14 protein-coding genes are annotated in these 13,448 nt (G+C 68.1%); 10 read left to right on the forward strand and 4 right to left on the reverse strand.

Features of this window, described 5'->3' with window-relative positions:
• Positions 1-222 precede the first annotated feature (222 nt).
• The 7 genes from LG306_RS07825 (at position 223) to LG306_RS07855 (ending at position 7,501) form a co-directional block, all read left to right on the forward strand.
• On the forward strand, positions 223-1,248 hold the full coding sequence (locus LG306_RS07825) for an SAM-dependent methyltransferase (RefSeq protein WP_404419539.1): 1,026 nt from the start codon (positions 223-225) through the stop codon (positions 1,246-1,248).
• An 11-nt stretch (positions 1,249-1,259) separates the two neighbouring features.
• Positions 1,260-1,673, forward strand: a complete 414-nt coding sequence (locus LG306_RS07830) for a DUF2177 family protein (protein ID WP_039245498.1) — start codon at positions 1,260-1,262, stop codon at positions 1,671-1,673.
• A 79-nt stretch (positions 1,674-1,752) separates the two neighbouring features.
• A complete protein-coding gene (locus LG306_RS07835) occupies positions 1,753-3,027 on the forward strand; it encodes an oligosaccharide flippase family protein (RefSeq protein WP_404419541.1) in 1,275 nt (424 codons plus the stop codon).
• Complete coding sequence (gene glf, locus LG306_RS07840; protein WP_404419543.1) at positions 3,011-4,159, forward strand: UDP-galactopyranose mutase; 1,149 nt, start codon at positions 3,011-3,013, stop codon at positions 4,157-4,159. Before LG306_RS07835 ends, glf begins: the two co-directional genes overlap by 17 nt.
• Complete coding sequence (locus LG306_RS07845) at positions 4,156-5,070, forward strand: glycosyltransferase (RefSeq protein ID WP_404419545.1); 915 nt, start codon at positions 4,156-4,158, stop codon at positions 5,068-5,070. Before glf ends, LG306_RS07845 begins: the two co-directional genes overlap by 4 nt.
• A gap of 35 nt (positions 5,071-5,105) precedes the next feature.
• Positions 5,106-6,293, forward strand: a complete 1,188-nt coding sequence (locus tag LG306_RS07850) for an O-antigen ligase family protein (RefSeq protein WP_404419547.1) — start codon at positions 5,106-5,108, stop codon at positions 6,291-6,293.
• Positions 6,269-7,501, forward strand: coding sequence for a glycosyltransferase family 4 protein (locus tag LG306_RS07855; protein ID WP_404419549.1), 1,233 nt, complete (start codon positions 6,269-6,271; stop codon positions 7,499-7,501). Before LG306_RS07850 ends, LG306_RS07855 begins: the two co-directional genes overlap by 25 nt.
• On the opposite strand, the gene LG306_RS07860 is transcribed toward LG306_RS07855, so the two are convergent.
• The 3 genes from LG306_RS07860 to LG306_RS07870 form a co-directional block, all read right to left on the reverse strand.
• Positions 7,447-8,499, reverse strand: a complete 1,053-nt coding sequence (locus tag LG306_RS07860) for a glycosyltransferase family 4 protein (protein WP_404419551.1) — start codon at positions 8,497-8,499, stop codon at positions 7,447-7,449. The genes LG306_RS07855 and LG306_RS07860 overlap by 55 nt on opposite strands.
• Positions 8,492-9,589: a glycosyltransferase family 4 protein gene (locus LG306_RS07865; RefSeq protein WP_404419553.1), complete on the reverse strand. Its 1,098-nt coding sequence runs from the start codon at positions 9,587-9,589 to the stop codon at positions 8,492-8,494. Before LG306_RS07865 ends, LG306_RS07860 begins: the two co-directional genes overlap by 8 nt.
• A 70-nt stretch (positions 9,590-9,659) precedes the next feature.
• On the reverse strand, positions 9,660-10,121 hold the full coding sequence (locus LG306_RS07870; protein WP_017504078.1) for a peptidylprolyl isomerase: 462 nt from the start codon (positions 10,119-10,121) through the stop codon (positions 9,660-9,662).
• A 72-nt stretch (positions 10,122-10,193) separates the two neighbouring features.
• On the opposite strand from LG306_RS07870, the gene LG306_RS07875 reads away from it, so the two are divergent.
• On the forward strand, positions 10,194-10,904 hold the full coding sequence (locus tag LG306_RS07875) for an RlmE family RNA methyltransferase (protein WP_055753232.1): 711 nt from the start codon (positions 10,194-10,196) through the stop codon (positions 10,902-10,904).
• A gap of 3 nt (positions 10,905-10,907) precedes the next feature.
• On the opposite strand, the gene LG306_RS07880 is transcribed toward LG306_RS07875, so the two are convergent.
• Positions 10,908-11,453: a DUF2061 domain-containing protein gene (locus LG306_RS07880; protein WP_404419555.1), complete on the reverse strand. Its 546-nt coding sequence runs from the start codon at positions 11,451-11,453 to the stop codon at positions 10,908-10,910.
• 127 nt (positions 11,454-11,580) lie between these two features.
• Between LG306_RS07880 and guaB the strand changes: the two genes are divergently transcribed.
• Both guaB and LG306_RS07890 read left to right on the forward strand, forming a co-directional pair.
• Positions 11,581-13,038, forward strand: a complete 1,458-nt coding sequence (guaB, locus tag LG306_RS07885; RefSeq protein WP_404419557.1) for an IMP dehydrogenase — start codon at positions 11,581-11,583, stop codon at positions 13,036-13,038.
• 6 nt (positions 13,039-13,044) lie between these two features.
• A complete protein-coding gene (locus LG306_RS07890; RefSeq protein WP_066626054.1) occupies positions 13,045-13,440 on the forward strand; it encodes an MAPEG family protein in 396 nt (131 codons plus the stop codon).
• The last annotated feature ends 8 nt before the right edge of the window (positions 13,441-13,448 follow it).

Consider the following 13,448-nt stretch of genomic DNA (forward strand, 5'->3'; position numbering starts at 1 on the left):
AAGGCGAAAAACAGAGTCTAATTCGTCTAATTCATCTGAAATGACGGCGAGCCGGGTTCGAAAAAGAGAGTGCAATTGGTGCACTTTCTACGGAATCGGTCGTCGCGGGAGGCGGATGTCGGCATCCTTGGGGTTGCGTTCAAGAGGGCGGAGGGATCCGTAGGGGCCGAGGCGTCGTATTGCCGTCAAGCCTGCAGCAAGATCCGACGATCGAGGACGCCGATGAACCTGACCAATGTCGCCATTCGCCAGCTTCAGGACGCGCCGTTCCCGGACTTCGTGACGCGTCCGGCGATCGACAGCCTGGTGACGGAGGCCCGGAAGCGTCTGGATCGCGACGGGCCGCACGACGAGGCGGCCTTTGCGCGCGAAATGGCCCAGCGCGCCATCGCCGAACATACGGATGCGGCGAACCAGCAGCATTACGAACTGCCGCCAGAGTTCTTTCAGTTGTGCCTGGGCAAGCGGCTGAAATACTCCTGCTGCCTCTATCCCACGGGCCGCGAGACGCTGGATCAGGCGGAGGAGGCGGCGCTGGCCGAGACCTGCGCCCATGCCGATCTGAAGGACGGTCAGACGATTCTGGAGATGGGCTGCGGCTGGGGCTCGCTGTCGCTGTGGATGGCCGAGAAATACCCCACTTCGAAAATCACGGCGGTGTCGAACAGCAACGGCCAGCGCGGCCATATCGAAGCCCAGGCGGCAGCGCGGGGCCTGACCAATCTTACGGTCATCACCCAGGACATGAACGCCTTCGACACCGAGCAGCGCTTCGACCGCATCGTCTCGGTGGAGATGTTCGAGCATATGGCCAACTGGCGCGCCCTGCTGACCAAGGCGCGGGGCTGGCTAAAGGACGACGGGCGGATGTTCATCCACGTCTTCACGCACCGCGACGCGCCCTATCGGTTCGACCATACCGACAGCGGCGACTTCATCGCCCAGCATTTCTTCACCGGCGGCGTCATGCCCAGCCACGGCCTGATCCGACAGTTTCCGGACCTGTTCGCGGTCGAGCAGGAATGGACCTGGAACGGCGGTCACTATGCGAAGACCGCCAACGACTGGCTAGCGAACATGGACCGGAACGCCCCGCGGATCGCGGTGTTGATGCGTGAGACCTATGGCGACGACGCCAAACTTTGGACCCGTCGCTGGCGGCGCTTCTATCTGGCGACGGCCGGTCTGTTCGGAAACGACGAGGGCCGCACCTGGGCGGTCAGCCACTATCGACTGAAGCCGGTTTAAGGGAGACGAGGATGATCAAATATGTCGCGGCCTATCTCGGGGCCGGCCTGACCTTTGCAGCCATCGATTTCGTCTGGCTGACCACCATGACGAACCGGCTGTATAAGCCCGTCATCGGGCCGATCATGGCCGACAAGCCGGACATGAAGGCGGCGGTGGCCTTCTATCTGATCTCCATCGCCGGGACCGTGTTCCTGGCGATCGCGCCGGCCCTGAAGGAGGGGAACTGGACGCGGGCGGCGATCAACGGGGCGGTGCTGGGCTTCGTCGCCTACGCCACCTACGACCTGACCAATCAGGCGACCCTGGCGGTCTGGCAGACCAAGCTGACGATCATCGATTTGATCTGGGGCACGACCCTGACGATGCTGTCGGCGACCGGCGGTTATTTCGCCGCGCGCTGGGCCGAGGGCCGTTTCGGCTAGGCCGCCCGACTGCCCCGCGCTTGCGATTGCAGCCGTGCGTGTCTAAAGCTCGCGCCAGGGTTGATCGCGGGGGCGGCAGTTGGGGGATGGCAGGCACCGATTGCTGTCGGCGCGCGGCGCGGCCGATGCGGGCTGGGTCTATGGCGCGCATGTCGCCCGCTATGTTTCGCCGCTGCTGCTCTATCCGGTTCTGACGCGACGACTGGGGCTAGAAGGGTTCGGGGTGTTCGCCTCGGCCATCGCTCTGGCCTTGGTGGTGTCGGTGGTCGTGGATTACGGGCAGTCGCTTTCGGGGCCGCGCGACGTCGCCGGAGCCGTCGAAGGGCGCGGCGCCTTAGTGGGCCAAGCCCTGGCGATGCGCGGCGTGCTGATCCTGCCCGCCGCTGTGGTCGGCGTCGGTCTGGCGGCCTTCAATCCGGTTCTGGAAGGGGCGAGCGGCGTCGTGGCCATGGCGGTCGTGCTGGGGATCGGGCAGGGGGCCAGCCTGCTGTGGTTCTTTCAGGGCGTCCGCGATCCCGGTCCGGCGGCGATGCTGGAGGTTGGGTTCGCCCTCGCCGCGACGGGGGTCGTTCTGGCGCTCCCCGACTTGAGCGTCGGCGGCGTGATGGCCGTCCAGGCGGGCGGCGTCTGGACCGGCTTGATCGCGACCGGCGTCCTGCTGCTGCGACGGCAGAGGGTTCAAGCGCCGAAGCGGGGCTTTGTACGACGCGTCCTGATCCAAGGCGGTCCGCTGTTCGCCAGTCGAGCGGTCATCGTCGCCTATACGGGGACGGGCGTTCTGGTCGTCGCGGCGCTGGCCGGGCCGGCGCAGGCGGCGCTTTACGGGGCAGCGGACCGGTTGGTCTCGGCGTCCGGGTCGCTGATGCGGCCGCTGGCGGGCCTGATCGCGCCCCGGATCGCCGGACTGCTGGGACAGGATCCGGCGGCGGCGTTTCGCACGGCGCGGTGGACGCTGGCCGCCTCGACGGGCGCGTTCGTGCTGCTGGCGGCAGGACTGACGCTGGCGGCGCCGCTGCTGATCAGACTGTTGTTCGGGCGGGGGTTTGCGGGCGCCGTCGAGGTGCTGCGACTTCTGGCCTGGGTGTTGCCGCTGGTGGCCGTCAGCCAGGTGCTGGGGCTGCATCTGATGAACCCGCTGCGGATGGATGGACGGTTCGCGCTGATCGTGGCGCTGGGCTGTGTCGCGACGCTGGGGCCGGCGGTGGTGCTGGCGCCCGGCCTTGGCGCGGCCGGCATGGCGGGCGCGCGGATCATTGGCGAGGCGGCGGTGGTCGTGGCGTGTCTGATCGGGTTGAGGGCGCATTGGGGCGCGCTGTTCGAGACCGGCAGGGGGCGAGATGTCCCGGCGATATGACTGGCTGATCGTCGGCGCCGGTTTCACCGGGGCGGTGCTCGCCGAACGGCTGGCGCGCGGGCTGGACCAGAGCGTTCTGGTGATCGACCGGCGCGACCATGTCGGCGGCAATGCGCACGACCGACGCGATGCGGGCGGGCGGCTGATCCATCCCTATGGCCCGCACGTCTTCCACACCAACAGCGTGCGCATCTTCGACTATCTGAGCCAGTTCACGGCCTGGCGGCCATACGCCCATCGGGTCCTGGGGCAGGTGGAGGGGCGGAGGGTTCCGCTGCCGTTTAATCTGGATTCGATCGAGACGCTGTTTCCCGCCGCGATGGCCGAGCGGATGACGCAGGCCCTGGTCCAGCGGTTTGGTTTCGGGGCGCGGCCCAGCATCCATGACCTGCGACAGGCGGGCGACGATCCGGATCTGAGGCGGCTGGGCGACCATGTCTTCGACAAGGTGTTCGCTGGATACACCGCCAAACAGTGGGGGCTGCCGGTCGAGGCGCTGGACGCCTCGGTCACCGCGCGGGTGCCGATCGCGGTCAGCCGGGACGACCGCTATTTCGTCGACCGCCATCAGGCCATGCCGCGCGACGGCTATGGGCCGCTGTTTGAGCGGATGCTGGACCATCCGAACATCACGGTGTCGCTGAACACGCCGATGGATCAGGTGGGGGCGGGGTCGTGGGACCGGATGGTCTATTGCGGCGCGCTGGACGACTATTTCGGCCGGTCGGTCGGGGCCTTGCCCTATCGCAGCGTGCGGTTCGACCATCAGGTCGTGGATGTCCAGGACGGCCTGCCGGTCGGGACGGTCAACTATCCCAATGACTTCGACTTCACGCGCATCACCGATTTCCGCCACCTGACCGGCGAGCGCGGGCCGACGACGGCGACGGTGACCGAATATCCGACGGCTTATGAGGCGGGCGTGAACGACCCCTATTATCCGATCCTGACGGAGGCGTCGCGCGCGTTGGCAGGGGAGTATCGCGAGATGGCGGCGACCTTGGCGGGCAAGGTCTGGTTCGCCGGGCGGCTGGCCGATTTTCAGTACTACAACATGGACCAGGCGGTCGGACGGGCGCTCAGCCTGGTCGAGAAATCGCTGGCGCCGGCCATCGCCCGGATGGCGGCATGAGCACGTCGGTTTGGGCGGTGGTGGTGACGTGGAACCGGCGCGCCCTGCTGGAGCAATGCCTGGCGCATCTGATCGCCCAGACGCGGCATTGCGACGGGGTGGTGGTGGTCGACAACGCCAGCGACGACGGCACCGCCGAGATGCTGGCCGACGCCTGGGCGGGGCAGGCGATGGTGGTGCGGATGCCGGTGAACACGGGCGGGGCGGGCGGCTTCAACGCCGGCATCCGTGCAGCGATCGAAGCGGGGGCCGACCGGGTCTGGCTGATGGACGACGACGTGCTGGCGGCGCCGGATGCCTTGGAGGCCTTGCTGGCGGCGGAAGCGGGGCTGGCGGATGAGGGCGTCGTTGCGGCCTTCCTGTGTTCCAGCGTGCGGTCGCCTGAGGGGCATCTGACCAATACGCCCGAGATCGACCGACGCGAGAATGTGCTGGGCTATCCGGCCTGGGGCGAGCGGCTGGAGCAGGGGATTGTTCCGGTGCGGCAGGCGACGTTCGTGTCGGTCCTGGTCAGCCGGGCGGCGGTGATGCGGCACGGCCTGCCGCTGGCGCCCATGTTCATCTGGGGCGACGATACGGAATATACGCTGCGGCTGTCGCGCGAGGGGCCGGGCTATCTGATCGCGGCCAGCCGGGTCGAGCATGTGCGCGCGGCGCCGGGACGGCTGACCATCGAGACCGAGCCGGATGCGCGGCGCGAACGACTGCATCGCTATCTGACGCGCAACGTCATCCTGGCCAAGCGGCGGCACGAGGGGCGGCGCTCGGCGCTGCGCTATGCCGCGTCGCGGCTAAGGCTGGCGGGTCGGCTGGCGCTGGGCGGACGCTGGCGCAAGGCTGGGGTGCTGGTCGCGGGCGTGGTGGACGGGGCGCGGTTCGATCCCAAGGTCGAGCATTGCAGGCCGTCCTGAGCGCATCGCGGCGCGGAACGCTGCGGTGGTCGCAGGTGCGCGCGGCCTATGAGCGGCTGGCGTTGGGCTTGCTGGGCCTGGGTGTGACCTTGCCGCTGTTTCTGACGCCGGGGCAGGTCAGCGGGCCGCGGCTGGGGGATCTGGCGCTGATCGTCGCCTTGCCGCTGACAGGTGTGACGTGGCGAGGCATGGCGCCGGTTCTCAGGGCTGCGAGCGTGGTCGCGGCGGGCTTTCTGGCGATGACGCTGCTGGTTCAGGTCGCGCAGGGCGGCGACCGGCTGAACGTCGGGGATGCGGCCTTCTGGTTTCGGTGGATCGCCTCGGCGCTGGCGGCGCCGGCCGCGGCGAGCCTGATCCTGAGGGATGAACGACGGCGGCGGCTGTTCCTCTGGGCCGTGCTGGCGGGCGCAGGGTTTCATCTGGCGACCTATGGGCTAGCGATGCTGGTCGGGCTGGAGCCTTTGCAGGCCGTGGGGCTGGCGTCACCGCGTGCGATGGTGACCACCACGGCCGCGCAGGTGCGACTGACGACTCTGGCCGAGCATCCGAATGCGGCGATGGCGATGATCGGACTGGCGGCCCCAGCAGGCGTGATGCTGGCGGGAGGGCGCTGGGCGCGGCGCGCGACGACGTGGGGCGGCGTCGGCGTGTCGGTTCTGGGGTTCGTCAGCACCCTGTCGCGGGGCGGCATGATGGCGGCGATGCTGGCGGGGCTGGCGCGGATGGTCGTCGGGTGGCGTCGGCGTGAACGGGTGCGGCCGCTGGGCGTGGCGCTGACGGTCTGCGTGCTGGCGGTGGGCGTGGTGGCTTTGCAAGCGGGGCGGCTCGACCTCGACGGCGGCCGGTTTGCGGGACGGTTCGACAGGACGGCGCTGCAGGACAATCTGGCCGGACGGATGCTGACCTGGCGGCGGACGGTCGATCTGGTCGAGGAGCGGCCGATGGGGGCGGGGTGGTCGTCGGCGGACGAGATGGGGGCGTTTCGGGCGCTGTCGGTCAGCCACAACGGCTATCTGTTCACGGCGCGGACGGCGGGCGTGGTGAGCGCGCTGGTGCTGTTGGGGCTACATCTGGCGTCGGCGGCGCGGCTGGACGCGCTGACGCCGCTGTCGGTCTATGTGCTGGCCGCGATGTTCGGAGAGGACCTGACGCAGGGGGCGGGCATGGTCTTCCTGTGCTGTTTAATGGGCGCCCTGGCGTGGCGAAGGCCGCTGGCGCCGTGAGGGTGCTGATCGTCAACACCCTGTATCCGCCGACGCAGGTCGGCGGGGCGGAACGCAGCGTGGCGCAGTTGGCCCAAGGGCTGAGGCGGGCTGGCGTGGAGGCGTCCGTGCTGACGCTGACGCCGGGGCGCGAGACGGTGAACGAGCAGATCGACGGCGTGCTTGTGCAGCGGCTGCCGTTGCAAAATCTGTACTGGCCCTATGACGGCGCGCGGCGGTCGACGGTTCGGCGGGGGTTTTGGCATGGGCTGGAGGCGGCCAATCCACTGATGGATCAGGCGGTGGATCGGGCGGTGGCGCGGGTGCGGCCGGATCTGATCCATATGCACCTGACGACGGGGTTTTCACTGTCGGTCTATCGCGCGGCGGCGCGGCGGGATCTGCCGCTGGTGCAGACGCTGAGGGACTGGTCGATGCTGTGTGCGCGAGCGTCGCTGTTTCGACGCGGACGGCGTTGCGAGCGGAGGTGTGGGTCGTGCGTGTTGCTGACGGCGGGCAAGCGGGCTCGGTCGCAAGGCGTGGATTATGTCATCGGCCTGAGCGGGCCTGCGCTGGAGACGCATCGGGCGGCGGGCTATTTTCGGCGGACGCCAGGGTCGGTGATCGGCAATGCAGCGGGCGCGGCGGCGATCGCGCCAAGACCATCGTTGGCCGAGGCGCCGACGATGCGGTTCGGGTTTCTGGGCCGGGTCGAGCCGGAAAAGGGGATCGAGGTTCTGCTGGCGGCGACGAGAGGATTGGACGGCGACTGGAGGCTGATGATCGCCGGACGGGGCGAGGCGGATTACGTACAGGCGTTGAGGCGGGCTTATGATGATCCGCGCATCGTCTGGCTGGGGCAGGTGGAGGCTGAGGCGTTCTGGCCCAAGGTGGATGTGCTGGTTGCGCCGGCGGTGTGGGCCGAGCCGTTCGGACGCAGCGTCGCGGAGGCGGTTCAGCAGGGGCGGGGCGTGATCGCCTCACGCATCGGCGGATTGCCGGAGGCGGCGCTGGGGGCGGGCATGTCGGGTCTAATCGAGCCGGGGGATGCAGGTGCGCTGACGGCGGCGATGCAGGCGGCTGTGGACCAGCCGGAACGCTGGCGTTTTGCGGCGGTCGGTGCGCCGGCCTGGACCGAGGCGTCGATCGTCGAGGCGCACAGGGTTATCTATCGTCAGGTGCTGAGCAGAAGATCTTCGATGACTTCGGCCGAGCGGGACCAGCCGTAGCGGTCAGCGCGGCGAAGGCCGGCGTCGCGAAGGGTGGCATCCGGTCGGCTGAGCAATCCCGCCATATGGGCGGCCAGGGCTGCGTCGTCGGCAGGGTCGAAATAGAGGGCGGCGTCGGCGCAGACCTCGCGCGTCGCGGGGATGTCGGAGGCGATAACCGGACAGCCGAGGGTCATCGCCTCCAGCGGCGGGATGCCGAAACCTTCGTAGAGGCTGGGAAAGACGAGCGCCTGCGCGCCGCCGAGCAGGGCGGCGATCTCTGCGTCCGAGCGACGGCCGGCGAAGATGACGCGAGGGTCGGCCGGAAAGGCGGAACGGTCGAAGATAGCGGGGCGGTCGCCGATGAGGACCAGCCGGACGGCAGGGTCCGCAAGAAGGGAGAGGGCGCGGATGGCGACGGTAAGGTTCTTGTTCGGCGTCAGATTGCCCAGGGCCACGAAGTGGGGACGCATCGTCAGGCCTAGGCTTTCGATGACGGCCGGGTCCGGCGTGATGTTGCGAAGATGGTCGGCGCTGTTCGGAGCGACGGCGATGCTGTTGGGCGACAGGTTCAGGACCGAGGCCAACTCGCGCCGGGAAAACGCGGAGACGGTCGCCAGCCGCGCCCGGCGCGCCAGGATCCTGTTCAGGGCGCGGTGGAAGGCGGCGTAGCCCGTTCGGAAATGCTCGGGATGACGAAAGACGGCGGCGTCGTGGATGACGGCGATGTGCCGCCGGTGCAGCACCGGGCCCGAACCGCCTAACGACAGCAGGCGGCCGTGGCGCGCGGTCCAGGCCAGGGCGGTCTGTTCCCAAAGATGGCCGCCAGCGCGCCCGATCGTGCGGGTCGGGATGTGAAGCAGGTTCAGGTTCTCGGCGCCGGGGGGCGTCAGCAGGACATAGCGGTCGCCGGCGCCGGGACGATGATCGAGGGCGCGGACGATCTGACGCGCATAGCGCTGAACCCCGCTCATCGGCTGGGTCAGGAATCGGCCGTTGATGAAGATGGGCTCAGCCACCCAGGCGTCGGCGGGCGAAGGCGTCGCGGTAAATCCGAACCGTCTGTTCGGCCATGCGTGAGGCGGACAGCGGGCCCGGCGCAATCGGCAGGGGAACGACGCGGCTGGCCAGCGCGGCGCGCATCGCCTCGGCCAGATGATCGGGCGAGGCGTCGACGGGCACGCGGTCGATGCGCGCGCCGGCCTGGATCAGACGCGCGATTCCGCCGACGTCGGTGCAGACGATCGGCAGGCCCAAGGCAGCCGCCTCGATCATGGCGTAGGAATCGGCCTCGTAACGGCTGGTCATGGCGAAGAGATCGAAGCCCGCCATCAAGGGCCCGGCGTCGCGTGCGCCCAGCACACGGAGAGCGTCGCCGCCGGCGGTCCTGACCGACGAGGCCAGATCGCCATCGCCGATCATGACGCCGAGGACGCGCGGATCGATGGCGTTCGCCCGGCGGACGGCCTGGGCGAATCGGACGGGGTCTTTCTGAGCGCAAAGCCGGCCGACGAAGCCGATGACCAGAGCGTCCTCGGGTATGCCGAGGGCTTGGCGGGCTGCGAGACGATCGTTGGCGGGCGGCGCGGCCAAGCCGTTGGGAACGATGTGCAAGCGGTTTCCGCCAAGCCGCCAGCGACGGGCGACGGCGGCCTCTTCCTCAGAGACGGCGATGATGGTGTCGCCGCACAGGGCCAACAGCGCCTCGGCCGCGCCGGCGCTGATCGTCGCCAGGCTGGCCGGGCCCATCATCGGCAGGGCGTGAGGGGTGTAGATCTTGGCGGCGCCGGGCGCGTGGGCCAGGCGGACCAGGGCGCCGGCCTTGGCGCTGTGGCCGTGAACGATCTCGAACGGTCCGAGGCGGGCGATCACGCGGTTCAGGGCGTGAAGGGCGGCGACGTCCCACGGTCCGACGCTGCGTCGCATCGGCAGCCGTTCATTGGCGTGAAGGGGAAGGGCGGCGACCGCGGCCTCGAACCAGGGCTCGGCGCGGCGCGGCGACCAGATCAGGGACACCTGATGGCCGCTTCCGATCAGGGCCCGGGCCAGATCGACCACATGACGCCCCGAGCCGCCGCCGGACGGCTCGATGACCAGAAGAATGCGCAATGTCGTCCCCCGACGATGGCTCAGCGTTGCAACTGAAAGCCATCATCGAGAAACGTCAAGATTGCGTGCTTTAGTTGACCGTCGCCTTGACGATCTTGCCGGGGCTGCGCGGCGGCTCGCCCTTGGGCAGGGCGTCGACGTGTTCCATGCCCGATTCGACCTGGCCCCAGACGGTGTACTGGCGGTCCAGGAAGGTGGCGTCGTCGAACACGATGAAGAACTGCGAGTTGGCGCTGTTGGGGTCCGAGGTGCGGGCCATCGAGCAGACGCCGCGCACGTGCGGCTCGGCCGAAAACTCGGCCTTCAGGTTCGGTTTCTTGGAACCCGAGGTGCCGGTGCCGGTCGGATCGCCGCCCTGGGCCATGAAGCCCGGGATCACGCGGTGGAAGACCACGCCGTCGTAGAAGCCTTCCTTAGCCAGTTCGGTGATGCGTTCGACGTGGCCGGGGGCCAGGTCGGGGCGCAGCTTGATGACCACGTCGCGGGCTTCGCCGTCGCCGGTGTCCAGGGTGAAGGTCAGGGTGTCGGCCATGTCGGTCGTCCTCTTTGGGTTGATTTGAGGCGGGACATAGCCCGCAACGCCGGTCGGGGCTATGTGGGAACGATGAGCGAAGACGAAAAGCCCCAGGAACGCCGCCGGATGGTGAAACCGCCCACCGGCGGAACCGCCGCCGGACGCGGCATGGGCACCAAGATGAAGACGGCCGACACCAAGTCGATGTCGAGCCAGCAATGGATCAAACGCCAGCTGTCGGACAAATGGTCCGAAAAGGCGCGGGCCGAAGGCTGGCGCTCGCGCGCGGCGTTCAAGCTGATCGAAATCGACGACAAGTTCCGGCTGATCAAGCGCGGGTCAAAGGTCATAGACCTGGGCGCGGCGCCGGGCGGCTGGGTTCAGGTGGCCTTGAACCGGGGGGCGGGCGCGGTGGCGGGGGTGGATTTGCTGATGATCGCGCCGATCCCGGGCGCGACCCTGCTTCAGGCCGATTTCACACATCCGGGCGTGGACCAGCAGTTGATCGACGCCATCGGCGGGGCGCCGGACCTGGTGCTGTCGGACATGGCGCACAATACGGTCGGGCACCGCCAGACGGACCATTTGAAGATCATCGCCCTGATCGAGATCGCCGCCGATTTCGCCATCCGCACGCTGCGGCCCGGCGGAAACTTCGTCTCCAAGAACTTCCAGGGCGGGGACGCCGGCGGCGTTCTGGCGCGGCTGCGCGAGGAGTTCGAGACGGTGAAATACGTCAAGCCGGCGTCGAGCCGTAAGGACAGCGCCGAGGTGTTTCTGGTCGCGCTGAACAAGCGCTGACGGTCAGGCGGCGGCTGTGCTCGCGCGGGCTTTGCGATCTTCCAGGCGGGACCAGATGCGGTCGTGCAGGGCGAAGAAGAGCGTTTGCACCAGAGGCTCGACCATGCCGATGGTCAGCGCCGTGCGGATGTCGTTGGTCAGGGCGTAGGCCACGGCGACCGCCACGGCGAAATGCATGACGCCATAGGTGACGGTCTTCAGCGCGATCTGTTTGAACGACCGGGGCAGGGCATGGCTGTGGCCGTGATGGGCGTCGTGCGAGCGGCGCTGTTCCTCGGGCGACATGATGTCGAGGCGGGCGGTGAAGGCCTCTGTCGCCTCCTCGATATTGGAGGCCATGCGACGCCGCTCGACCTTGTGCCAGACGCGGTCGTGGACGGTGTAGGCGATGGTCTGAAAGATCGGCTCGACCATGCCGACGGCCAGGGCGATGCGCCAGTCGCGGGTGATGGCGAAGGCGACAATGATGGCGACGATCAGGTGCATGACGCCATAGCTGGCGATCTTCAGAGCCAGTTTGCGCGCGGTGCTGAGGATGACGCCGACCATGCGGAGAGAATGGTGAGCGGCCCTGCGGGTTGCAAAGCAATAAAATCTATCAGGCCTATAACCGCAATCGGCCTTGCCCCCGACCCCCGCATCCCGTTATACGCGGCCCGCAAAACGGAGACTCCCTATGGAGATACGCGAAGGACTGACCTTCGACGATGTTTTGCTGGAACCCGGCGCATCCGAGTTCATGCCGGCGATGGTCGATGTCTCGACCCAGCTGACGCGCGACATCAAACTGAACATCCCGCTGCTGTCGTCCGCCATGGACACGGTGACGGAAAGCCGCCTGGCCATCGCCATGGCCCAGTCCGGCGGACTGGGCGTTCTGCACCGCAACATGACCATCGAGGAGCAGGCCGACGAGGTCCGCGCCGTCAAACGCTATGAGAGCGGGATGGTGGTCAATCCGGTGACGGTCGGCCCGCAGACGACGCTGGGCGAAGTGCGCGAGATCGTGGCGCGCAAGAAGATCACCGGCTTCCCCGTCGTGGATCCGGCGACGGGCAAGCTGGTCGGCATGCTGACCCACCGCGACATGCGGTTCGAAAGCGACCTGAAGGTCACTGCCGCCTCGCTGATGACCACGGGCGACCTGATCACGGTCCGCGAAGGCGCCGGCCGCGACGAGGCGCGCGAGTTGCTGAAGACCCGCAAGATCGAACGCGTCATCGTGGTGGACGAGGACTATCGGGCCGTCGGCCTGATCACCATGAAGGACATCGAGAAGGCCCAAGCCTTCCCCAACGCCGCCAAGGACGAGCAGGGCCGCCTGCTGGTCGGCGCAGCCTCCACCGTCGGCGACGCCGGATACGAGCGCGCGATGGCGCTCGCCGAAGCGGGTTGCGACGTGGTGGTGATCGACACCGCCCACGGTCACTCGGCCTCGGTCGCCCAGGTGGTCGAGCGGATCAAGCGCGAGAACAACCGGCTGCAGATCATCGCCGGCAATGTCGCGACCTATGATGCGACGCGGGCCCTGATCGACGCAGGCGCGGATGCGGTGAAGGTGGGCATCGGTCCCGGCTCCATCTGCACCACCCGCATCGTCGCCGGCGTAGGCGTGCCGCAGCTGACGGCGGTGATGGACTCCGCGCGGGCGGCCAAGGGCACGGGCGCCTCGGTCATCGCCGATGGCGGCATCAAGTATTCGGGCGACCTGGCCAAGGCCATCGCGGCCGGGGCGAACGTGGCCATGATGGGCTCCATGTTCGCCGGCACCGACGAAAGCCCCGGCGAGGTCTTCCTGTACCAGGGCCGCAGCTACAAGTCGTATCGCGGCATGGGCTCGGTCGGGGCGATGGCGCGCGGCTCGGCGGATCGATACTTCCAGAAGGAAGTCTCGTCCGAGAAGCTGGTGCCCGAGGGCATCGAGGGTCAGACGCCCTACAAGGGGCCGATCAGCCCGGTCCTGCACCAGATGGTCGGCGGTCTTCGCGCCTCCATGGGCTATGTCGGCGCCGGCACGATTCCGGAGTTCCAGGAACGCGCCCGTTTCGTGCGCATCACCGGTGCGGGTCTGCGTGAAAGCCACGTCCACGACGTGATGATCACGCGTGAAGCGCCCAACTATCGGCAAGGGTAGGCGACCATGACGACCGAACTCACCTATCTGGCCCTGACGCTGATCCTCGCCCTGGTTCAGATCTTCCTGCCCGCCGGGGCGCGGACGGCCGAGTTCGGCTCGAAATGGAATGCGGGTCCGCGCGACGAGACGCCGGAGGCCAAGAAGCCGCTGACCGGCCGTCTCGAACGCGCCCAGGCCAATCTGTACGAGACCCTGCCGCTGTTCATCGGCGCGGTGTTGATCGCCCATGTCATCGGCGCGTCCAGCGCCCTGACGGTGTGGGGCGCGGCGCTCTATTTCTGGGCGCGGGTGGTCTATGTGCCGCTCTACGCCTTCGGCGTTCCCTATATCCGGTCGCTGGTCTGGGTGGTCTCGCTTGCGGGACTGGTCATGGTCCTGGCGTCCCTGTTCTTCGTTTGAAAGCCTGA

The sequence above is a fragment of the Brevundimonas vesicularis genome (genome assembly GCF_044807075.1).
In the GTDB taxonomy this organism is placed as follows: domain Bacteria; phylum Pseudomonadota; class Alphaproteobacteria; order Caulobacterales; family Caulobacteraceae; genus Brevundimonas; species Brevundimonas vesicularis_G.